Origin of the sequence: Sulfitobacter alexandrii (assembly GCF_001886735.1) — a bacterium.
GTDB lineage: Bacteria > Pseudomonadota > Alphaproteobacteria > Rhodobacterales > Rhodobacteraceae > Sulfitobacter > Sulfitobacter alexandrii.
The window spans coordinates 2,215,130-2,235,891 of sequence record NZ_CP018076.1; the positions used below are offsets into that span (position 1 = coordinate 2,215,130).

General features: G+C 66.0%; 16 protein-coding genes and 1 tRNA gene. 3 read left to right on the forward strand and 14 right to left on the reverse strand.

The features are described from left to right. Positions 1-8 precede the first annotated feature (8 nt). From BOO69_RS10940 to BOO69_RS10980, 9 genes are all read right to left on the reverse strand, one after another. Positions 9-1,238 carry an aminopeptidase P family protein gene (locus tag BOO69_RS10940; RefSeq protein WP_071972200.1) on the reverse strand — a complete coding sequence of 410 codons (1,230 nt, stop codon included), beginning with the start codon at positions 1,236-1,238 and terminating at the stop codon, positions 9-11. Positions 1,239-1,441: 203 nt separating this feature from the next. Then, positions 1,442-2,632, reverse strand: a complete 1,191-nt coding sequence (gene kynU, locus BOO69_RS10945) for a kynureninase (RefSeq protein ID WP_071972201.1) — start codon at positions 2,630-2,632, stop codon at positions 1,442-1,444. After that, positions 2,633-3,460, reverse strand: a complete 828-nt coding sequence (locus tag BOO69_RS10950) for a tryptophan 2,3-dioxygenase (RefSeq protein WP_071972202.1) — start codon at positions 3,458-3,460, stop codon at positions 2,633-2,635. Next, positions 3,457-5,076 carry an AMP-binding protein gene (locus BOO69_RS10955; protein ID WP_071972203.1) on the reverse strand — a complete coding sequence of 540 codons (1,620 nt, stop codon included), beginning with the start codon at positions 5,074-5,076 and terminating at the stop codon, positions 3,457-3,459. Before BOO69_RS10955 ends, BOO69_RS10950 begins: the two co-directional genes overlap by 4 nt. Before the next feature lies 1 nt (position 5,077). Further along, the gene (locus BOO69_RS10960; RefSeq protein ID WP_071973771.1) at positions 5,078-6,226 is read right to left on the reverse strand and encodes an acyl-CoA dehydrogenase family protein; all 1,149 of its coding nucleotides are present in this window, start codon (positions 6,224-6,226) and stop codon (positions 5,078-5,080) included. 57 nt (positions 6,227-6,283) lie between these two features. After that, complete coding sequence (locus BOO69_RS10965) at positions 6,284-7,084, reverse strand: enoyl-CoA hydratase family protein (protein WP_172839529.1); 801 nt, start codon at positions 7,082-7,084, stop codon at positions 6,284-6,286. After that, positions 7,074-7,538, reverse strand: coding sequence for a MarR family winged helix-turn-helix transcriptional regulator (locus BOO69_RS10970; RefSeq protein WP_071972204.1), 465 nt, complete (start codon positions 7,536-7,538; stop codon positions 7,074-7,076). The genes BOO69_RS10965 and BOO69_RS10970 overlap by 11 nt, the downstream gene beginning before the upstream one ends. Beyond that, positions 7,535-8,269, reverse strand: coding sequence for an SDR family NAD(P)-dependent oxidoreductase (locus BOO69_RS10975; RefSeq protein ID WP_071972205.1), 735 nt, complete (start codon positions 8,267-8,269; stop codon positions 7,535-7,537). Before BOO69_RS10975 ends, BOO69_RS10970 begins: the two co-directional genes overlap by 4 nt. Next, complete coding sequence (locus BOO69_RS10980) at positions 8,266-10,557, reverse strand: bifunctional salicylyl-CoA 5-hydroxylase/oxidoreductase (protein WP_071973773.1); 2,292 nt, start codon at positions 10,555-10,557, stop codon at positions 8,266-8,268. Before BOO69_RS10980 ends, BOO69_RS10975 begins: the two co-directional genes overlap by 4 nt. Positions 10,558-10,709: 152 nt before the next feature. Between BOO69_RS10980 and BOO69_RS10985 the strand changes: the two genes are divergently transcribed. Together BOO69_RS10985 and BOO69_RS10990 are read left to right on the forward strand one after the other, a co-directional pair. Continuing rightward, on the forward strand, positions 10,710-11,591 hold the full coding sequence (locus BOO69_RS10985; protein WP_071972206.1) for a 2-dehydro-3-deoxygalactonokinase: 882 nt from the start codon (positions 10,710-10,712) through the stop codon (positions 11,589-11,591). 68 nt (positions 11,592-11,659) lie between these two features. Further along, positions 11,660-13,075, forward strand: coding sequence for a pyridoxal phosphate-dependent decarboxylase family protein (locus tag BOO69_RS10990; protein WP_071972207.1), 1,416 nt, complete (start codon positions 11,660-11,662; stop codon positions 13,073-13,075). On the opposite strand, the gene BOO69_RS10995 is transcribed toward BOO69_RS10990, so the two are convergent. Beyond that, positions 13,065-13,940 (reverse strand): hypothetical protein, encoded by an 876-nt coding sequence (locus BOO69_RS10995; protein WP_071972208.1) that lies wholly within the window; start codon positions 13,938-13,940, stop codon positions 13,065-13,067. The genes BOO69_RS10990 and BOO69_RS10995 overlap by 11 nt on opposite strands. A 226-nt stretch (positions 13,941-14,166) precedes the next feature. Between BOO69_RS10995 and BOO69_RS11000 the strand changes: the two genes are divergently transcribed. Next, positions 14,167-14,242, forward strand: a tRNA-Thr gene (locus BOO69_RS11000). A 94-nt stretch (positions 14,243-14,336) separates the two neighbouring features. Here the strand turns inward: BOO69_RS11000 and BOO69_RS11005 are convergent. The 4 genes from BOO69_RS11005 to BOO69_RS11020 all read right to left on the reverse strand — a co-directional run bounded on the left by BOO69_RS11005 (position 14,337) and on the right by BOO69_RS11020 (position 20,680). Next, positions 14,337-15,881 carry an acetolactate synthase large subunit gene (locus BOO69_RS11005; protein WP_071973774.1) on the reverse strand — a complete coding sequence of 515 codons (1,545 nt, stop codon included), beginning with the start codon at positions 15,879-15,881 and terminating at the stop codon, positions 14,337-14,339. 11 nt (positions 15,882-15,892) lie between these two features. Further along, positions 15,893-17,467 carry a class I adenylate-forming enzyme family protein gene (locus tag BOO69_RS11010; RefSeq protein ID WP_071973775.1) on the reverse strand — a complete coding sequence of 525 codons (1,575 nt, stop codon included), beginning with the start codon at positions 17,465-17,467 and terminating at the stop codon, positions 15,893-15,895. Positions 17,468-17,472: 5 nt separating this feature from the next. After that, a complete protein-coding gene (locus tag BOO69_RS11015) occupies positions 17,473-19,464 on the reverse strand; it encodes a TRAP transporter permease (protein ID WP_156874986.1) in 1,992 nt (663 codons plus the stop codon). A gap of 79 nt (positions 19,465-19,543) precedes the next feature. Next, the gene (locus BOO69_RS11020) at positions 19,544-20,680 is read right to left on the reverse strand and encodes a TAXI family TRAP transporter solute-binding subunit (protein WP_071973776.1); all 1,137 of its coding nucleotides are present in this window, start codon (positions 20,678-20,680) and stop codon (positions 19,544-19,546) included. Positions 20,681-20,762 lie beyond the last annotated feature (82 nt).

The following is a 20,762-nucleotide window of genomic DNA, read 5'->3' on the forward strand; positions in this document are numbered from 1 at the left end:
GCGACCTGTCAGCCCACCACGTTGTGGGCCGGGCCATAGGGGAATCCGGTGATGTTCTCGGCGCCGTTTTCGGTGATGATCAGGATGTCGTGTTCGCGGTAGCCACCCGCGCCCGGCCGGCCCTCCGGGATGGTCAGCATCGGTTCCATCGAGATCACCATGCCCGGCTCCAGCACGGTGTCGATGTCCTCGCGCAGTTCCAGCCCCGCCTCGCGGCCGTAGTAGTGGCTCAGCACACCGAACGAATGGCCGTAGCCGAACGTGCGATACTGCAACAGGTCCAGTTCGGCGAAGAAGGCGTTGACGCCTGCCGTCACCTCGGCGCAGCTGACGCCGGGCTTGAGCAGACGCATCCCCAGTTCATGCGCGGCCACGTTCGATTCCCATATCACGCGCGACGCATCGTCGATCTCGCCCACGAAAAGCGTGCGTTCCAGCGCGGTGTAATAGCCGGAAATCATCGGGAAGGTGTTGAGCGAAAGGATATCCCCCCGCTCGAGCCGGCGTGACGTGACCGGGTTGTGCGCCCCGTCCGTGTTGATGCCGGATTGGAACCACACCCAGGTATCGCGGTATTCCGCATCCGGAAAGCGGGAGGCGATTTCCAGTTCCATCGCATCGCGGCCCGCCATGGCGATATCGATTTCCCGCGCGCCCACGGCGATGGCATCCCGGATGGCATAGCCGCCCACGTCGGCCACGGCGGCGCCCGATCGTATCAGCGCGATCTCGGCGGCGGACTTGTGCATCCGCTGCCGCATCGTGTCGGACGAAATGTCGATCTTGCGCACCGGCGCGAGGAAGGCGTCGACCTGTGCCATCTGCGCGAGGGTCATGTGATCGGCCTCGTAGCCGACCGCCTTGCCCGCCCCCGTGACCGACAGGATCGCCCGCCAGTAGTTATCCCGCCGCCAGTCGGTGTAGGTGATGTTGTCGCCGTGCGACCGTCGCCAGGGTTGCGCCGCGTCGATGCCAGCGCTGATCGTCACCGCCTCCGTCGCCGTCACGACGAGCGCATAGGGCCGCCCGAATGCGCAATAGAGAAACCCTGAATAGTAGGCGATGTTGTGCATCGAGGTCAGCACGCAGGCATCGAGGCCGCGGTCGTTCAGGATGCGGCGCAACCCGGCAAGCCGGGCGTCGTATTCGGCGGGGGCAAAGGGCAGTACCTTTTCACCTTGATGGAAGCGGTAGAATTCGGGACGCTCCTGCCCCGCGGTCTGTCTTTCGGCGAGCATCTCGCGTCTCCTGTTCGGGCCGCTGCCGAACCGGAAAGCCACACCTGTCCCGATCCCGCCTTGCGGCAAACCAAGATCCCGGCGTTCAGGATGTTCTGAAAAGGAGCATCTCCGGCGCGTACCGGCGGCGACGCCATCGCCAGCCCCGCCGAAAGATTAGCCGAGCGTCAGCCCCCAATCAATCCCGGAAACGTCGCGCACGCTCACGTGACGCGCCCGCGCACCTTGTAGGCATCGACGTCCCAAAGCTCGTTTTCCATGACGTCGCGCATGATGGCCACGGCGGCGGACACGTCATCGGCGTCAAGGTAGAGCGGGGTGAAGCCGAAACGCATGATGTCGGGCGCGCGGAAATCGCCGATCACGCCGCGGTGGATCAGGGCCTGCATGGCGGCGTAGCCGTGCTCGAACCGGAACGACACCTGGCTGCCGCGCACGGCCGCGTCGCGCGGGCTTGCGAGGGTAAGCTGCGGCACCGCCTTCTCGACTTCCTCGATGAACTGTTCCTGAAGCTCGACGGACGCGGCCCTGAGATCGTTCATGTCGACCCCTTCCCAGACCTTCATCGCCTCCTGCAGCGCCGCCATCTGCAGGATCGGGGGTGTGCCGACCCGCATGCGTTCGATCCCCTTGCCGGGCGCATAGTCGAGGTCGAAGTCGAAGGGCGCGCGGTGCCCCAGCCAACCGCTGAGAGCCGGTTCCGCCTGATCCGCGAGATCGGGCCGGACGTAGATGAACGCCGGCGCCCCCGGACCTCCGTTCAGGTACTTGTAGGTGCAGCCGACCGCGAATTCGCAGTTTGACCCCGCCAGATCGACCGGCAGCGCCCCGGCGGAATGGGCCAGATCCCAGACCATGACCGCGCCTGCCGCATGGGCGGCCTCCGTCATCGGCTTCATCTCGTGCTTGCGGCCAGTCCGGTAATCCACCTCGGTCAGCATGACCACGGCGACGCTGTCGTCGATGGCGTCCGCCACCTCTTCCGGCGCGACCTTCCTGAGTTCGTAGCCCTGGCCCAGCAACCCGACCAGCCCCTCCGCTATATAGAGATCGCTGGGGAAGTTGCCCGTGTCGCTGAGGATGACGCGCCTGTCCGGCCGCATCTTCACGGCAGCGGCGAGCGCCTGGTAGACCTTGATCGACAGCGTGTCGCCCATCACCACGGATCCGGCCGGCGCGCCGATCAGCCGTCCCACGGCGTCGCCCACCTCCGTCGGCATGGCCATCCAACCCGCCTGGTTCCACCCCCGGATGAGCATCTGCGCCCATTCCTCGTTCATGACGCCAGACACCCGCGCGGGCACACTCACCGGCATGGGCCCCAGCGAATTGCCGTCCAGATAGATCACGCCCTCGGGCAGGATAAATTGCTCTTTTCTCAAAACATCAGCCACTTACAGGGCTCCTCTCACGTGCCACAATTCGGGAAACAGCTCCACTTCGAGCATCTTGCGCAGATAGGCGACGCCACTGGTGCCGCCGGTGCCGCGCTTGAACCCGATGATCCGCTCCACCGTGGTGACATGGTTGAACCGCCAGCGGCGGAAATAATCCTCCAGATCGACCAGTTTCTCGGCCAGTTCATAGAGTTCCCAGTGGGTTTCGGGATCTTCGTAGATCTTCTGCCACAGATCCTGAACCGCCGGATCCGCCTGCCAGTCGCCTTCGCCGGGTCCGCCCGCCAAGGACGGGACCCCAAGCCGGTCGCAGACCGCCTCGATCGCCACCTGATAGAGGCTCGGCTGCGCAAGCTCCGCCTTCAGCGCGGCATAGGCGCCTTCCTTGTGCCGGTGCAGCTTCATCAGCGCCCCGATGCGGTTGCCGAGCAGGTATTCCACCAACCGGTACTGGTGCGACTGGAACCCGCTCGAGTTCCCGAGGCTTGGCCGGAACGCCGTGTACTCGCTGGGCGTCATCGTGCGCAGCACGTCCCAGGCGGAATTGAGCTGCTCGAAAATGCGCGCAACCCGCGTCAGCATCTTGAACGCCGGCTGAAGCCTGCCCTCGCGGATCGACGTGCGGGCGGCCTGCAACTCGTGGATCGCCAGACGCATCCACAGCTCCGAGGTCTGGTGCTGCACGATGAACAGCATCTCGTCGTGGGCCGTGCTCAGCGGGTGCTGCGCGCTCAGGATGCCGTCCAGTCCGAGGTAATCGCCATAGGACATGTCCCTGGCGAAATCCATCTTCGCCCCTTCCGAGGCGCTGTCGAAATCGTTCATGTCTTCTCCCGCAGGGCGAAACGCTGGATCTTGCCGGTCGCGGTCTTCGGCAGTTCATCGACGAAACGGATGTCGCGGGGGTACTTGTAAGGCGCGATTTCGGCCTTCACGTGATCCTGCAGCAGCTTGACCATGTTCGCATCCCCCGCCGCTCCCTCGACCAGCACCACATGCGCCTGAACGATGGCACCGCGCGCCTCGTCGGGGGCCGCAACCACCGCGCATTCGCTGACCATCGGATGGCTCAGCAGCGCCGCCTCCACCTCCGGGCCGGCGATATTGTACCCGGCCGAGATGATCATGTCGTCGTTGCGGGCCGCGAAATGCAGATAGCCGTTCTCGTCCATCGAGAAACTGTCACCCGTGATGTTCCAGCCATCCTTGACATAGACCTTCTGGCGGTCGTCGGCGAGGTAGCGGCAGCCGGTCGGGCCCCGCACGGCCAGTCGCCCGACCTCTCCGCGCGGCACTTCCGCGCCATCCTCGTCGATCACCCTGGCCTCGTACCCCGTCACCGGCTTGCCCGTGCAGGCGGCCTTGTGATCGTCGAACCGGTTGGAGATGAAGATGTGAAGCATCTCGGTCGCGCCGATGCCGTCCAGCATCGGCTTGCCGGTCTTCTTCTTCCAGTCGTGATAGACCGGCGCCGGCAGGGTCTCTCCCGCGCTGACGGCGGCACGCAGCGAACTGAGGTCGGCGCCGTCCTCCATCGCCTGCAACATCGCGCGGTAGGCGGTGGGCGCGGTGAAGCAGACCGTCGCATTGAATTTTTCAATGATTTCAATCATGTTCGGCGGACTTGCCGTTTCCAGCAGGGTCGCCGCCGCCCCGAAGCGCAGCGGGAACACCGCCAGCCCGCCCAGGCCAAAGGTGAAGGCCAGCGGCGGTGAGCCGACGAACACATCCTCGGGCGTGACGCCCAGCACTTCGCGCGCATACCCGTCCGCGATGATCAGCAGGTCGCGGTGAAAGTGCATCGTCGCCTTGGGGCTGCCGGTGGTGCCCGACGTGAACCCCAGAAGCGCCACGTCGTCGGCCGAGGTCGCCACCGCATCGAACTTCACCGGCTTCTCGAGCGCGAGCCGGTCAAGTTCCGCATCGTGGTTCGACGTGCCGTCGAACCCCACGACGGTCCTGAGGAAATCGGAGGTCTTGGCGCAGGTCGTCATCTCGTCCATCAGCCGGGTATCGCACAGCGCGTGGCTGATCTCGGCCTTGTCCACGATCGCCGCCAACTCGCGCGCGCGCAGCATGGGCATGGTGTTCACCACCACGGCGCCCGCCTTGGTCGCAGCCAGCCAGCAGGCCACCATCGCCGGGTTGTTGGCAGACCGGATAAGCACGCGATTTCCGGGCCTTACGCCAAGGTCTTCGACCAGCGCACGCGCCAGCTTGTTGGTCCAGTCGGCCAGTTCCTTGTAGGTGCGCCGCCGCCCGTTCCCGATCAGCGCGGTGTGGTCTCCGAACCCCTTTTCCACCATCGCATCCGTCAGCTCCACGCCGACGTTCAACCGGTCCGGATAGGCGAAACCCTCCAGCAGGAAGTCGGGCCAGTCCGCCGGGTCCGGTAGGTTGTCGCGGGTGAAGGTATCGGTATGGGCCGAAGTGCCGAGCATGTCATGATCCTCCCAGTGTCTGGCGCGCGATGACGACGCGCTGAACGTCCGACGCGCCCTCGTAGATGCGCAGCGCGCGAATTTCGCGGTAGAGGCTCTCGACCATCTGGCCATGCCGCACCCCGTCCCCGCCATGCAGCTGCACGGCCTTGTCGATGACCTGCTGGGCATGATCCGTGGCGAAGAGCTTGGCCATCGCCGCCTCGCGGGTGACGCGCGGCGCGCCGGAATCCTTGGTCCACGCGGCACGGTAGATCAGCAGGGCACTGGCGTCCACGTCCACCGCCATGTCCGCGATGTGGCCCTGTACCAACTGAAGGTCGGCCAGGGGCGCGCCCTGCACCTTGCGCGCGGTAACCCGCGCGATCGCCTCGTCCAGCGCCCGGCGCGCAAAGCCGAGCGCCGCCGCCGCGACGGTGGACCGGAAGACATCCAGCACGGACATGGCGATGCCGAAACCCTTGCCGCTTTCGCCGATCAGGGCCGACCCCGGTATCCTGACATTGTCGAAATGCAGCGTCGCAAGGGGGTGTGGCGCGATGGTCTCCAGCCGCTCTTCCACCTCGAGGCCGGGCGTATCGGCGGGCACGACGAAGGCGGACAACCCCCGCGCGCCCGGCGCCTCACCGGTCCGTGCAAAGACGGTATAGACATCCGCGATGCCGCCATTCGAAATCCAGGTCTTGCGGCCGTTCAGCACGAAACCGTTGCCGTCCGTTTCCGCCGTCATGGTGGAGCTGGCCACGTCCGATCCCGATTGCGGTTCGGTCAGCGCAAAGGCCGAGATCGCCTCGCCCGACCGGGTCCTGGGCAGCCAGGCCGCCTGCTGCTCGGGCGTCCCGAAAAGGGAGATCGCCCCGGTTCCCAACCCCTGCATGGCAAAGGCGAAATCGGCCAGCCCGTCGTGGCGGGCCAGCGTCTCGCGGATCAGGCACAGGCTGCGCACGTCCAGCACCTCGTCGCCCTCGGCGCCGGAGTGGCGCAACCAGCCGCCCGCCCCGAGCCGCGCCACGAGGTCGCGGCAGGCCGCATCGGTATCGCTGTGATCCACGTCGCCCAGCGTCTCGCCGGCCCATTGGTCCAGCGCATCCGCCAGCTCGCGATGCCGGTCCTCGAAGAACGGCCAGGTCAGGAAACTCCGGTCAGACATGATGCGCATCCCCCGCTTCTTTATGCCAAAAATACTCAAATGCCCGGCTGGCCATACTCAGTTCCCTTCGAAAACCGGGCGTTCCTTGGCCACGAACGCCTTGTAGGCCCGCTCGAAATCGCCGGTCTGCATGCAGATCGCCTGCGCCTGCGCCTCGGCCTCGATGGCCTGTTCGATGGACATGGACCATTCCTGCGCCAGCATCGTCTTGGTCATCATGTGGGCGAAGTTCGGCCCGGCCTGGATCTTCTTCGCCATTTCCCGCGCCTCGTCCTCCAGCGTATCGGAAGTCACGAGCCGGTTAAAATAGCCCCAGCGCTCGCCCTCCTCGCCCGTCATGGCGCGCCCGGTGTAGAGCATTTCCGCCGCCCGCGTCTGGCCGATGATGCGGGGCAGGATCGCGCAGGCGCCCATGTCGCACCCTGCGAGGCCGACGCGGGTAAACAGGAACGCGGTCTTGGTCTCCGCTGTTGCCAGCCGCAGGTCGGAGGCCATGGAGATGATCGCCCCCGCCCCGGCGCAGACGCCATCGACGGCGGCGACGATCGGCTTGCCGCAGTTGACCATCGCCTTGACCAGATCGCCGGTCATGCGGGTGAACTGCAACAGTTCCTTCATGTTCATCTTGGTGAGCGGGCCGATGATCTCGTGCACGTCCCCGCCCGAGCTGAAGTTGCCGCCGTTGGAGCCGAAGATCACCACATCCACGTCGTCGGCATAGGCAAGGTCGCGGAACCAGTCGCGCAGCTCGGCGTAGCTGTCGAAGGTCAGCGGGTTCTTGCGCTCGGGCCGGTCCAGCCGCACGGTGGCGATCCCGTCCTCGATCTCGCAGATGAAATGTTTCACGTCACTGCGCATCAGCAGTCTCCTTTTCCTTGAATTCGGCGGCGGCGGCAAAGGCTTGAAGCCGTACCGCCATCGCGCGGGCATCGGCCGGGCTGACCCCGGCCAGCAGGGTGTCGATCCAGTCCTCGTGCGCACGGGCCTGACGGGCGAATTCCTTCTGGCCCGCCGGCGTGAGGCGCAGCATGATGGCACGGCGGTCGCCGGGAACGGGCGAGCGTTCCACCAGCCCCTCCTCGCTCAGCCTGTCGGCGATCCCCGTGACGTTGCCGTTGGAGACGCGAAGCACGCCGCTGAGCTGGCTCATCTTGAGCCCCTCGGGGTGGCGCGACAGCGCCGACATCACGTCGAACCGCGGCAGGGTGGTATTGTGTTCGCGACGCAGGTTCTCGCGCAGTTCCTGCTCGATCCCGCGGACGACCTTGAGCAGCCGCAGCCAGAGGCGCACCCGGTCCTTCGCGGCGGTCATACCTCGCCCCCCGAGAGCGACAGGGCGTGCCCGTTCACCGCCGCCGCCGCGTCCGACAACAGGTACATTGCAGCCGCCGCCACTTCGCCGGTCTCGACAAAGCGGTTCTGCGGGCTGGCACTGGCAAGTATCTTGCGGGCCTCGTCCTCGGTCTTGCCGGTGGATTGCACGATGTTGTCGACGCTGCGCGCCAGCAGAGGCGTGTCGATGAAGCCGGGACAGATCGCGTTGACCGTGATGCCCGTCCGCGCCAGTTCGAGCCCCAGCGCGCGGGTCAGCCCCACGACACCGTGCTTGGCCGCGACGTAGCCTGCGACATAGGGATAACCCTTGAGCCCGGCTGTGGATGCGATGGCGATCAGACGCCCCTTGCCCGCTTCCTTCATGTCGGGCAGCGCCGCCTGCCAGACGTTGAACACGCCGGTGACGTTGACCGCCATCATGTCGGCCATGTCCTGCGCAGCGAGCTTGTGGAACGGCGCCGAATGCGCGGCCCCCGCGTTGGCGATGACCCCGGTGATCGGGCCCTGCGCATCGCGCGCAGCGGCGAAAGCCGCCCCGACCGCCTCGGCATCGGTGACATCGCAGGTCTGGAAGGGCAGCCCCTGTTCCCTGAGCGGCCCCTCGCGGCGGCCCATGATGGTGACGGCCGCGCCGCTTCGTGCCACGGCATGGGCGATCTCCGCGCCTACGCCGCTGCCCCCGCCGGTGACGATGACATGGCCCGTCATACCTGTTCCACTTCCGCGGCCCGGTCTGCGAGGCGCCATGCCTGATCCCGGCCGGCTTCGTAGGGTCTGGGCCATTTCGCGTGGCGGTCACCGATCGCGGCACCGGCGTGAAGTGTCCAGTAGGGATCGGCCAGATGCGGTCGGGCCAGGCAGACCAGATCGGCACGGCCCGCCATCAGGATCGAGTTCACGTGGTCGGCTTCATAGATATTGCCCACCGCCATGGTCTTGATCCCCGCCTCGTTGCGGATCCGGTCACTGAACGGGGTCTGGAACATCCGGCCGTAAACCGGCTTGCCGGTGGTGGAGGTCTGACCGGCGGACACATCGATGATGTCGGCCCCTGCCGCCTCGAACATCTTGGCGATGCGAACGGCCTCCTCGGGGGTCACGCCGTCGTCGCCCGACCAGTCATTGGCCGAGATGCGCACCGACATCGGCTTTTCCTCGGGCCAGGCCGCGCGCATCGCCTCGAAGACCTCGAGCGGATAACGCATGCGGTTCTCGAGGCTGCCGCCGTATTCATCCTGCCGCGTGTTGCTGAGCGGCGAGATGAAGGACGAAATGAAATAGCCGTGCGCCGCGTGCAGTTCGATCATGTCGAAACCCGCGCGATCCGCCATTTCGGCTGCGGCGACGAATTCATCGCGCACGCTGTCCATGTCCGCGCGGCTGGCCTCGCGGGGGGTGGCGTTTTCTTCCGACCACGGTATCGCCGAGGCTGAAATCAGCGGCCAGTTGCCGTCTTTCAGCGGCTTGTCCATGCCTTCCCAGCCGATCCGGGTCGACCCCTTGCGTCCCGCATGGCCGATCTGGCAGCAGATTTTCGCGTCGGTCTCGTCATGGACGAAGGTGGTCAGCCGCTTCCACGCGGCCTCATGCTCGGGCGCATAGAGACCGGGGCATCCGGGTGTGATCCGCCCCTCGGGCGAGACGCAGGTCATCTCGGTATAGACCAGCCCCGCACCGCCTTTGGCGCGTTCGCCGTAATGGATCAGGTGCCAATCGGTGGGGCAGCCGTCCACGGCCTTGTACTGCGCCATCGGCGACACCACGACGCGGTTCGCAAGCTCCATGTCGCGCAGGCGGAAGGGCGCGAACATCGGCGCCCGAACGGGGCCGTTGCTGCCCGCGCCGGCCTGCTCCATGAACCACCGCTCCGCGCCTTCGAGCCATTTGGCATCGCGCGCGCGCAGGTTTTCGTGGCTGATGCGCTGGCTGCGGGTCAGCATCGAGTAGTTCAGCTGCACCGGGTCGAGATCGAGATACCGCTCCACGTCCTCGAACCATTCGAGCGAGTTGCGCGCCGCCGATTGCAGGCGCAGCACCTCGAGCCGGCGCGCGTCCTCGTACTTTTCGAAGGCCTTGGCGATGTCACGCTCTTCGTGCACGTGATCGGCCAGCGAAATCGCCGATTCCAGCGCCAGCTTGGTGCCCGACCCGATCGAGAAATGCGCCGTCGCCGCGGCATCCCCCAGAAGCACGACGTTCTCGTGGTGCCATGTTTCGCACAGGACGCGGGGGAACCTGATCCACGCTGATCCGCGAATATGGTTGGCATTCGTCATCAGGGCGTGGCCGTCAAGGTGATCCTTGAACACTTCCTCGCAGATGGCGATGGTCTCCTGCTGGGTTTTCTCGCCGAAACCGTAGTTGTCGAACGTCTGCTGCGAACATTCGACGATGAAGGTCGCCGTGTCCTTGTCGAACTGGTAGGCGTGAACCCAAAGCCAGCCCTTATCCGTCTTCTCGAAGATGAAGGTGAAGGCGTCATCGAACTTCTGGTGGGTGCCAAGCCAGAGGAACTGGCACTTGCGCACGTCGATGTCGGGCCTGAACGTTTCCTCGAACTCCAGCCGCGTCTTGGAATTGAGACCGTCGCAGGCGACGACGAGATCGTAGTCGTCCATGTAGGCGGAGGCGCTTTGCACCTCGGTCTCGAATTGCAGGTTCACGCCAAGCTCGCGTGCGCGCGCCTGAAGGATGATGAGCAGTTGCTTGCGCCCGATGCCGCAGAATCCGTGGCCGGAACTGACGGTCTTCTGCCCCTTGTAGATCAGCGCCATATCGTCCCAGTAGGCGAAATGGCTGCGGATCTCGCGCGCCGATACCGGGTCGTTCGCCTCGAGGTTGGCCAATGTCTCGTCCGACAGGACCACACCCCAGCCGAAGGTATCGTCAGGCTTGTTGCGCTCCAGCACCGTAATGTCCGCGTCCGGATCCCGCAACTTGGCCGAGATGGCGAAATACAGCCCGGCGGGACCGCCGCCCAGACAGATTGCACGCATGGTCACATCCCCTCATCAAAGCTTTGGGGAAAGGCTATGCTCTTTCCCTTTTTGCTTCAAGCAAAAATATTTTAAGGTTGAAGGAAATTGACATCTGAAACCGACGCGGAATTCGAGTGGCCCTCCGCCCCCGATTGCGGCATTGTCGCCCCATGACACAAGACGAGATCAGACCCGATTGGGTGGCCGTGGACGCCGGTTCCGATGCCTTGCAGGCCTGGGCCATGAAGGGCGGTAGCGCCATCGCTACCGCGCACAAGAACGCTTCGCTGGCATCGGCCGGGGGTCTGGGCCCCGCGCTCGATGCGCTCACCGGCGAGTGGATGGTGCCCGACGGTACGGCGGTGGTGATCTGCGGCCCGGTGGACGGAAGTGGCGAGGCCCTGCGCCCGGTGCCTTGCACCCCTCTGCCCGACAGGCTCTCGGCCGTTGCCCACCGTGGCTGGGCCGTTCACGCGGTGCCCGGCCTTGCCCGGAAGACCCCCGCAGATCTGACACAGGGGGCGGAGACCCGCATCGCCGGCTTCCTCGCCCTGAACCCCGGCTGGGACGGCGTCATCTGCCTGACCGGGCCGACCAGCACATGGGCCGAGGTGAGCGCGGGTGAGGTCGTGAGTTTCCAGAGCTTTCTCAGCGGCGAAATGATCGACCTGTTGTCCAGCCAGTCGAGCCTTGCCCGGTTCCCCGAAACGGACGGCATCGACATGGCGGACTTCGCCGAGGCGGTGTCGGACAGCCTGAGCCGACCGGAACGGCTTGCCGCGCATCTGAGCGCGCTGCGCGCCGGTGCGGTGACCGGGGCCCTGCCGCCCGGCGCCGGCCCTGCACGCCTGTCCGGGCTTCTGATCGGGGCGGAACTGTCGGCCGCCCGCCCGTACTGGCTGGGTCAGAACCTTGCACTGGTCGGCGCGTCGGAGGATACGCGCCTCTACGCCGCCGCCCTTCAGGCCCAGGGCGCCGGGGCCACCGTGGCGGATGCCGGTCGCATGGCGCTGGCCGGGCTCACGGCGGCCCATCGGCTGATCCGGAACTGACGGCATTCCCGTTGACGCGTCCTCCGCCGCCCATTACTTAACATGATAAGTTAAAGGGGAGCGGTACGGTGGACTGGGAAGATTTCCGAAAGCGCGGCGCGGACGCGGCGCAATGGGCGGCGGATTATCACCGCGATCTTCGTGACCGGCCCGTCCGCCCCCGGTCCCGGCCGGGCGATGTGCTGGCCCGGCTGCCGCTGTCGCCGCCCGACGCGGCGGAACCCGTCGACGACATTCTCGCCGATCTCGAGCAGACGATCCTGCCCGGCATGACCCATTGGCAGCACCCCCGCTTCTTTGCCTACTTCCCGGCGAACGCAGCGCCCGTATCGGTACTGGCCGAATACTACGTCAGCGCCATCGCTGCCCAATGCATGCTCTGGCAGACCTCTCCCGCGGCGACCGAACTGGAAACGCGTGTCTGCGACTGGATGCGCCAGGCCATCGGCCTGCCCGAGGGATACTCCGGCGTGATCCAGGACAGCGCCAGCACCGCCACGCTCTGCGCGGTGCTGGCCATGCGCGAGCGCACGCTGGACTGGGCAGGAAACCGCAGCGGCCTGAGCGGGCAGCCCGCGCTGCGCATCTATTGCTCAGCGGAGGTGCATACCTCCATCGACCGGGCGATCTGGATCAGCGGCATCGGCGAGGAAAACCTGGTGCGCATCCCGTCGGGCGGGCCCAACCGCGCGATGGATGTCGCATCCTTGCGTGAAGCGATCGCGGCCGACCGCGCGGCGGGTCTGCGGCCCGCGGGCATCATCGCCTGTGTCGGTGGCACCAGCGCGGGCGCGACGGACGATATCGCGGCCGTGATGGACGTGGCCGAGGCAGAGGGGCTCTACACCCATGTCGACGCGGCCTGGGCCGGATCCGCCATGATCTGCCCCGAATTCCAGCCGATCTGGGCCGGGGTCGAGCGTGCGGACTCCGTCGTCCTGAACCCGCACAAGTGGCTGGGCGCGCAGTTCGACTGCACCACCCATTACCTGCGCGACCCGGCAACGCTGGTGCGGACGCTGGCGATCCAGCCGGAATACCTCAAGACCCACGGCGCGGACGGAATCATCAACTATTCCGAATGGTCCGTGCCGCTGGGGCGCAGGTTCCGCGCGCTCAAGCTCTGGTTCCTGCTCCGCGCCCATGGCCTCGAGGGCCTGCGAACAATGATCCGCAACCACGTCGCCTGGACCGAAGGGCTGGCACACAGGCTGGCCGAAACGTCGGGTTTCGAGATCGTGACGCCGCCGATGCTGTCGCTTTTCACCTTTCGCTACGTGCCGCCCGGCTGCGCCGATCCGGACGCGCTGGCGCAACGGCTCGTGAACGCGATCAACGACGACGGACGGATCTACCTGACGCAGACGCGGGTGGACGGCGTGCTGGTGATCCGTTTTCAGGCCGGCGCGTTCACCGCCACCGCGGCGGATGTCGACACCGCCTTCGACGTCATCACCGAATTGGCAGCGGACCTCAGGGCGTGACCATCGTCACCCCGGGAATGCGCTGGATGGTCAGCACGTCCTCGTCGTAGAGCTCGGTCATCTGCTCCACCAGTTCGTCGGTCCAGCCGGGCATGTCCAGCTCTTCCTCGATCTCGTCTTCGAGCGCGAACTTGTCGAGAAAGGCACCGATCACGCGGCGCTTCTGCATCTCGGACATGCCGGGATGATTGTCGAGGTAAGCGCGGAAACGCTGCATGCCTTCCTTGCTCATTATCGCCGCCAAGAGGTCGAAACCGCCCGCGATCTTCTCGTGATGCTCCAGCCCCGCCATCTCGCGGATGATCTGGGACCAGATCAGCGGCATGTCCTCGTTGCACCAGACGGTGATCGGCAGTCGCGGCGCGGCCTGACGGATCGCCGACAGCGTGTCGGACCATTTCACGTCCATCGGTCCCTTGCCCCCCCAGAAGGCGGTGTCCGACTTTTCGAGGGCGACGGAATGCAGGACCGGCAGCAGCGCGGCGGGATTGCGGATGGCGAGAAAGATTTCCAGGTCGTCGTCCGGAAAGAGGTCCGCCATGTTGCGCATCCGGGCCGCCGCATCGGGATAGAGCATGCCCTGCCGCACGGCAGTCCCCGCGGTGCGGAAGAAATTCGGGTCGGACAGGATCACCCGGTCGGCGTCCTCGTCTTCGAGGATCACGTCCAGCAACACGTCCCGCGCCTCGGGCCCTGCCGGGGTGCGGTGCATCGCGTTCAACGTGTCGCGCACCAGCTTGCGGTAATTGCCGGGGGGCGGAATCATCACCCCCCGTTCGCGCAACTGCGGGGCGTTGCGCATCAGCGATTTGATCAGCCTGTCCTGTTCGGTGTAATGGGCGCCTGTGTGCAAGATCAGCTGCATGGTGGTTCCGTCGCACTCTCCAGATTTCGCCTTTCCTTATCCCGTTGGGCGACTTGTGTAAAACCGCAAATGGCCGCGCTTCGGGCCTCTGCCGCCGGTGGCGCGATACGCCCGAATATTTTTCCGCCGCCCCTTGCGACGCGCTTGCATCGCGAAACGCGATCCCTTAAAGAACGCGCACGCTTGCGGGGCCCACCCCCGACACGCGTCATCGCCAAAGGCGAAGGCCCCTATAGCTCAGCTGGTAGAGCAACTGATTTGTAATCAGTAGGTCCGCGGTTCGAGTCCGTGTGGGGGCACCATTTTTCAGCAGACTTCTAAATATTCATGCGCTGCGGCCTAGCGGATGGGACTGGTCCGGGGCGCGGGTTCCGGCGCCCCGGTTCGGACTGGCGGTCAGATGACCACTTCGATCAGGCTCGGGCCCTTGCGGCTCAGCCCGTCGGCCAGCGCGGCCTCGAGTTCTTCGCATTCGGTCACCCGCACCGCGTCCACGCCCATGGAGTGCGCCATCTGGACCCAGTCCAGCGCGGGACGGTCGAGACTGAGCATGTCGATGGCACGGGGGCCGGGATTGCCGACGCCCACGTTGGTCAACTCGCCGCGCAGGATCTTGTAGCTGCGGTTCGCGAAGATCAGCGTGGTGATGTCGAGTTCCTCGCGCGCCATGGTCCAGAGGGCCTGCACCGTGTACATCGCGGAGCCGTCGCCGGTCAGGGCCATCACCCGCCGGTCCGGGCAGGCCACCGCCGCCCCGATGGCGGTCGGAAGGCCATAGCCGATGGATCCGCCGCAGTTGTTCAGCCATGTGTGCGGCGCGGCCCCTTTCGTGGCCGGCGAGAAGGCGCGTCCGGTGGTCACGGATTCGTCCACCACGATCCCGTCGCGCGGAATCGCCCGGGCGATGCAGGCCGCAAGCTTGTCGAGGTCGAGCGGCCCGGTCGGCGCTTCCGGCACGTCCGCTTCGGCCACCTCGGCGGGCGGCGTCTGCTCCGCGCCCAGCGTGGTGCACAGGGCGGAAAGCGCCCCGCCAAGGTCGGCACCGGCTTTTGCCAGGGTCGTGATCTCGGCGCCCTCGCGGGTCAGGACCGCGGGCTTGCCGGGATAGGCGAAGAAACCGATGGGCGCCCGCGCCCCGACGAGAACGATCCGCTTGAACGGCTCAAGCACCTTGAGCGCGATGTCGATGGGGTACGGCACCCGTCCGACGGCGACCCGCCCTGCCCCGCGCTCCATCCGCGCGTTGGACCATTCCGACAAGATCTTGCACCCGGTTTTCGCCGCGATGCGTCCAGCGGTCTCGAGGTTTTCCTCGGTCAGCGCAGTGCCGCCCAGCAGCAGAAGGGTTTCCGGCCCGTCCAGTGCCGCCGCGGCGGTGTCGAGAGCGCCTTCCTCGAAAGGCGACGGCGCGGGAGCCTCGCGCCCCTCCGCCGGGGTGCCGCCGGTGTTCCAGGCGGTGTCACTGGGCAGGATCAGCGTCGCGATCTGCCCCGGCGCCGTCATCGCCGCCTCGACCGCCGCGGCCGCGTCCTTGCCCACCGTTTCGGCGGAGGGTGAGGTCCGGACCCAGTGGGACACCGGACGGGCGATCCCTTCGATATCCGACGTGAGCGGTGCGTCCAGTTCGATGTGGCTCGCCGCATGTTCGCCGACGATATTGACCACGCCCGACCCCGCCTTCTTGGCGTTGTGCAGGTTGGACAGCCCGTTGGCGAGGCCCGGTCCGAGGTGCAGCAGGGTGGAGGCCGGTTTCCGCGCCATCCGGTAGTAGCCGTCGGCGGCGCCGGTCGCGACACCCTCCTGCAGGGCCAGGACGGAGCGCATGCCGGGAATATGATCGAGCGCGGCGACGAAGTGCATCTCGGAGGTGCCGGGATTGGTGAAGCAGACCTCGACCCCGTTGGCCAGAAGCGTATGGACAAGGCTTTCCGCGCCGTTCATCTGATCGTCTTTCACGTCTTTTCCCTTTCTGCGGCCCAGTAGGGCTCACGCAAGTCTTTCTTCAGTATTTTTCCGATGCTGCTGCGCGGCAGGCTGTCACGCAGTTCGACCGCCGACAGCCGCTGGCTCTTGCCCAGCCTGCCGTTGGCCCGGTCGAGGATCTCGGGGGCACCGCGTGCCGCGCCGTCGCGCAGCACGACGAGGCCCAAGGGCGTCTCGCCCCAGGCGTCGGAGGGAACGCCGATCACGGCGGCGTCGGTCACATCCGGATCGTCGAGCAGCACCAGTTCCAGATCGTTGGCGTAGATGTTCAGCCCGCCGGATATGATCATGTCCTTCTTGCGGTCCGACAGCACGAGGTAGCCATCGGGGTCGAGGTACCCCATGTCGCCCGACCGGAAGAAGACGCGCCCCTCCGGATCGCGCCAGATGTAATCCGCCGTCAGGTCGTCGCGGCCGAAGTAGCCGGCCATCATCGTCGGGCCCCGACCGCAGATCTCGCCTACCTCGCCCGGCGCCACTTCGCTGCCGGCCGCGTCGATGAGCCGTATCTCGTTGCCCGGCGCCGGCAGGCCGACGGTGTGCAGCTTGTCGGGATGTTCGTCCGCCACCAGAACGGTCACGCCGCCCCCTTCGGTCAGCCCGTAATATTCGATCAGCTTGCCGGGGAACCGGGCCAGCACATCGCGTTTCACGTCGGCGCGCAGGGGGGCCGAGGTGGAGAATTTCATCTTCATCGAAGACAGGTCGAAGGTGTCGAAATCCGGCAGGTCCATGATGCGCTTGTACTGCACCGGGACCAGCATGGTGTGGGTGATCCTTTCCCGCTGGACGATCTCGAGGTAGCCGCGCGCGTCGAATTTCGGCATCAGGTAGACGGTGGAGCCGCCGAACAGCGTCGGCACGAAGGACACGATGGTGGTGTTCGAATAAAGCGGCGTGGACAGCAGCGTGCGTGCCTCCGCGTCGTAGCCGTTGGGAGACACCCGGTCCATCTGGGCGGCGCGCATCTCGTGGTTGTGCAGGATCCCCTTGGGGGTGCCGGTGGTGCCCGAGGAATAGATGAGGTTGAACGCATCCTTCATCTCGACCGGCACCATGGGATCGGTGGTGTCGGCCGCGGCAAGCGCCGCTTCGTAAGGGGCATAGCCGTCCGCCTCGAAGTCGATGGCGTAGCGGTGAATGTCCATGTCGTGCAGGAACCCGTCCAGCAGATCGCGATAGGTCTCCCCGACGAAGATCGCCTTGGCGCCGCTGTCCACCAGCATTTTCCGCAGGGCTTCGGACGACGCCATGGACGACAGCGGCGTGACGCAGCCCCCCGCCCGAAGTACGCCCATGAACAGCGTCGCGTAGGGGATCGAGTTCGGCGAGAGAATCGCGACGTTGTCGCCCTTGGCCAGACCGATGCCCAGCAACAGGTTCGCGACGCGGTTGATCTGAGCGTCGAAATCGCCCCAGCCAAGCCGCTGGTCCCCGCACACCAGCGCAAGGCGCTCGGGATGGCGGGCGGCGTTGTCCCGAATTCTCGCGACGATGGTTTCGGTGGGGGGTGTGTCCCCGAACGGCGGATGGATATCGATCATGGCGGTCAGGCCGGTCTGGATTCGGAAGACCCGGCCCGCCATGCCACCAGGATCGGCAGCGCGCAGAACGCCGCGCCCACGACGAACGACAGGGCGTATCCCCAGTTCAGAAGGTCGGTATGCGGCTTGGCGATTAGGACGCCGCCGATAAAGAGGAGTATCCGCAACGGCAGTTCGAAGGTGCCCTTCACCGGCCCGACAAGGCTGATGTAGCCCTGCAACGCGGCCGAGATCAGCGCGACACCGATCAGTGCGCAGGTCAGCGCGATGGCGACTTCCATGGCCGGCGCCTGACCGATCAGTGCCGGATTCAGCACGAAGAAGAACGGCGCGATATAGATCACCCCGCCAAGCCGCATCGCCTCGAAACCCGTCGGGATCGCCTTGGACCCTGCCATGGTCGACGCCGCGAAGGCCCCCAGCGCGACGGGTGGCGTGATATAGCTGACCATGCCCCAGTAGAGGATGAACAGGTGGACGGCGAGCTGGTTGAGCCCGCCCGCCTCGAGCGCGGGTGCAAGCACCACGGCAAGGAAGATGTAGCAGGCGGTCACGGTCATCCCCATGCCGAACACGAAGGCGGTAAGCGCCCCCATCAGCAGCAGCACCAGCGTATTGTCGCCGGCAAGGAAGACGAGTTCGTTGACCAGCGTGCCCGCCAGCCCAGTGGCCGAGAACGAGCCGACGATCAGGCCGACACCCAGCAGGATGGCCGTGAGTTCGGCAAGCCCCATGCCGATGCCCACGATCATGTTGCCCAGCCGCTGGCCGTTCAGGCGGAAGCGCGCGCGGAACTGGTTCACCACCAGCAGCAGCGCCGTGGCGTAGAAGGGAGCGGAGGATTCCTGCCGCAGTACGATCATCATGTAGAGCAGCAGCGCGAAGACGAAGATGTAGGGCCAGCCTTCCTTCATCACCTCCTTGAGGCGCGGCAGGTCCGGCTTCGGCAGGCCGCGCAGGCCCCGCTTGGCCGAGTACGCGTCGATCTGGGCAAAGAGGCTCCAGTAATAGAGGATACTGGGAATCGCGGCGGCGAGCGCGATCTCGACGTAGGGGCGCGACAGGAACGACGCCATCACGAAGGCCGTGGCGCCCATGATCGGTGGCATCAGCACCCCGCCGGTGGACGCGCAGGCCTCGGTCGCGGCGGCGGTCTTGGCCGAGAACCCGGTGCGGCGCATCGCCGGGATCGACACGGCGCCGGTCGTCAGCACGTTGGAAATGACGGAGCCCGACATCGACCCCATGAAGCCGCTGGCAAAGATCGACACCTTCGCGGCCCCGCCGCGGTAGCCGCCGACCATGCCGAGCGCGAGGTCGTTGAAGAACTGCCCGCCGCCGGTCCGCTGAAGCACGGCCCCGAAAAGGATGAAGCCGATGACGACGCCGCCGAAGGCCTTCATCGGGATGCCGAAGGAGCTTTCGGCGGAATAGATGTGATACGGCACCGTCTGCATGAACGTGCTCTGGAAGCCCGAGAAGGGATCCGGCACATGCCCTGCGAACGTGGGATAGAAGGCGAACAGCGTCACGATCAGGAACAGGATCAGACCGCCCGCACGGCGTGTCGCCTCGAGTATCAGGAAGAAGAAGACGACGGAAACGTATTGCGCCGTCTCCGGCGCCGCGTATTCCCAGCCCTGCGACAGGTTCATCTGGGCCGTCTGTGTCAGGTACCAGGTGCAGGCAAGCGAGGCCGCGAAAAGCGCCCAGTCCAGCAGCGACGGTACGCCCCCCTTGCCGCCCCTCATCTGGAAGATCAGGAAGGTCAGCGCGAGGAAAATCCCGCCGAGCAGATAGAGGTACCGCCCCTCGATCAGCACCAGCCCGAACAGCTGGGTATTGAACAGCTGGTTGATCACCAGCACCAGAGACAGCAACGTGCCGGTGATGACGACCCAGCGTGCGGGCCCTGTGATGCGCTCTGCCGGGGTTTCCCCGTCGATGGCAACCTCTTCGACCGCTTTTCCAGCGGTGTTCTTCTTCTGCTCGGTCATGGGCTCGCTCATGTCGGTGACGGCACAGGGAAAACCGGCCGGCGAAAGCGCCGGCCGGTCTGTTCAGATGTTCAGGAGATCAGAAAACGACGTCGAAGCCGCCATCCGCGAGCGCCTTGCGGCGCGCTTCGGCCCATGCCGCTTCCCAGTCGTCGGGGTTGGCGGCCTTGGTTTCCTCCCACGCAGCGGCGAGCGCTTCCTGCCGTGCAATCAGGTTGTCGTTGTGGGCCTGCGCCTCTTCGGTCCAGATGCCCTTCTCCTCGAAGAAGCGGATGGCGCCTTCGTGGTAGGGTACCACCCATTCCATGTCCTGCTTGTCCAGCGCCCAGCCGCCGATGCCCGGCGCCTTGCCGTCGTACTGCGGGAACAATTCGACCATCGCCTTGGTCATGTTGTAGACAAGGTCCGCATCCGTCGATTCAATGGCGGTCAGCACCGGATAGGCATAACCCGCACCCTGGTAGCCGTCGGTCCCGTCGATCGTCGCGCCGACGGAGGCCTTGTTCGGGGTGAAGAACGGCGCGATCTTGGTCATCCGCTCGAGCCCTTCCGCGTTGTCGGGGTCGATCGGCGGCCAGAACAGGCCGCGCGGTCCCGCCTCGGCCTCGTAGGCCTTGCCGGAGTTGGTCGAGGCGAAGGCCGCGTCCACCTGCCCTTCGATCAGGCCCGTCCAGCTTGCGCCGAAGCCGCCGAAATCCACGCGCTCGACGTCGTCCCAGGTCAGCCCGCCATAGGCAAGGTAGGCTTCGGTGTTCACGTTGAGCGCGGGCGCGCCGACAATGTAGGCCACGCGCTTGCCCTTCAGATCGGCGTATTCCTCGATCCCCAGATCGCCGGCGACGCCGACCGCGAGGTTGATCGCGCCGCCGTTGTTCGCAAGCAGCACACGGATCGGCTGCGGGCCCCAGTTCTCGGCGCCGAAGTCGAAGACCCCTTCCTGCGCCATGAAGCTGCCGCCCACGCCTGTCGCGGAAAATTCCACCCGGCCCTGGCGCAGCGGTTCGGTGCGCGAAACGTCGTTCTTGCCCGGCAGCACGCGCAGGTTCACGCCCGCGGCGTCCTGCAGCGCCGCGCCGATGGCGACGGCCTGGTTGTACCCGGCAGAGCCGGTGTCATAGGCCGTCCAGCTCATCTGGCTGGGCAGATCCAGCTCCTGCGCGGTGGCCATGCCGGCCGTCAGGCCGAACGCCACGATGGTTGACGTGATGTAATTCATCGATTCCTCCCCGGAATTGTGGACCCGATACATGATGATCCGGGCCCGGACGTGATTTTGATCTTTGGTTCTCCCTCGTGCG

What these genes read in the sequence shown, in the direction of transcription:
- BOO69_RS10960 (WP_071973771.1), bottom strand. Translation starts at nt 6,226, where the DNA reads ATGTCTGACCGGAGTTTCCTGACCTGGCCGTTCTTCGAGGACCGGCAT.
- BOO69_RS11020 (WP_071973776.1), bottom strand. Translation starts at nt 20,680, where the DNA reads ATGAATTACATCACGTCAACCATCGTGGCGTTCGGCCTGACGGCCGGC.
- BOO69_RS10965 (WP_172839529.1), bottom strand. Translation starts at nt 7,084, where the DNA reads ATGCGCAGTGACGTGAAACATTTCATCTGCGAGATCGAGGACGGGATC.
- BOO69_RS10950 (WP_071972202.1), bottom strand. Translation starts at nt 3,460, where the DNA reads ATGAACGATTTCGACAGCGCCTCGGAAGGGGCGAAGATGGATTTCGCC.
- BOO69_RS11005 (WP_071973774.1), bottom strand. Translation starts at nt 15,881, where the DNA reads ATGAACGGCGCGGAAAGCCTTGTCCATACGCTTCTGGCCAACGGGGTC.
- BOO69_RS10985 (WP_071972206.1), top strand. Translation starts at nt 10,710, where the DNA reads ATGACACAAGACGAGATCAGACCCGATTGGGTGGCCGTGGACGCCGGT.
- BOO69_RS10970 (WP_071972204.1), bottom strand. Translation starts at nt 7,538, where the DNA reads ATGACCGCCGCGAAGGACCGGGTGCGCCTCTGGCTGCGGCTGCTCAAG.
- BOO69_RS10995 (WP_071972208.1), bottom strand. Translation starts at nt 13,940, where the DNA reads ATGCAGCTGATCTTGCACACAGGCGCCCATTACACCGAACAGGACAGG.
- BOO69_RS10975 (WP_071972205.1), bottom strand. Translation starts at nt 8,269, where the DNA reads ATGACGGGCCATGTCATCGTCACCGGCGGGGGCAGCGGCGTAGGCGCG.
- BOO69_RS11010 (WP_071973775.1), bottom strand. Translation starts at nt 17,467, where the DNA reads ATGATCGATATCCATCCGCCGTTCGGGGACACACCCCCCACCGAAACC.
- BOO69_RS11015 (WP_156874986.1), bottom strand. Translation starts at nt 19,464, where the DNA reads ATGACCGAGCAGAAGAAGAACACCGCTGGAAAAGCGGTCGAAGAGGTT.
- BOO69_RS10955 (WP_071972203.1), bottom strand. Translation starts at nt 5,076, where the DNA reads ATGCTCGGCACTTCGGCCCATACCGATACCTTCACCCGCGACAACCTA.
- BOO69_RS10940 (WP_071972200.1), bottom strand. Translation starts at nt 1,238, where the DNA reads ATGCTCGCCGAAAGACAGACCGCGGGGCAGGAGCGTCCCGAATTCTAC.
- BOO69_RS10980 (WP_071973773.1), bottom strand. Translation starts at nt 10,557, where the DNA reads ATGCGTGCAATCTGTCTGGGCGGCGGTCCCGCCGGGCTGTATTTCGCC.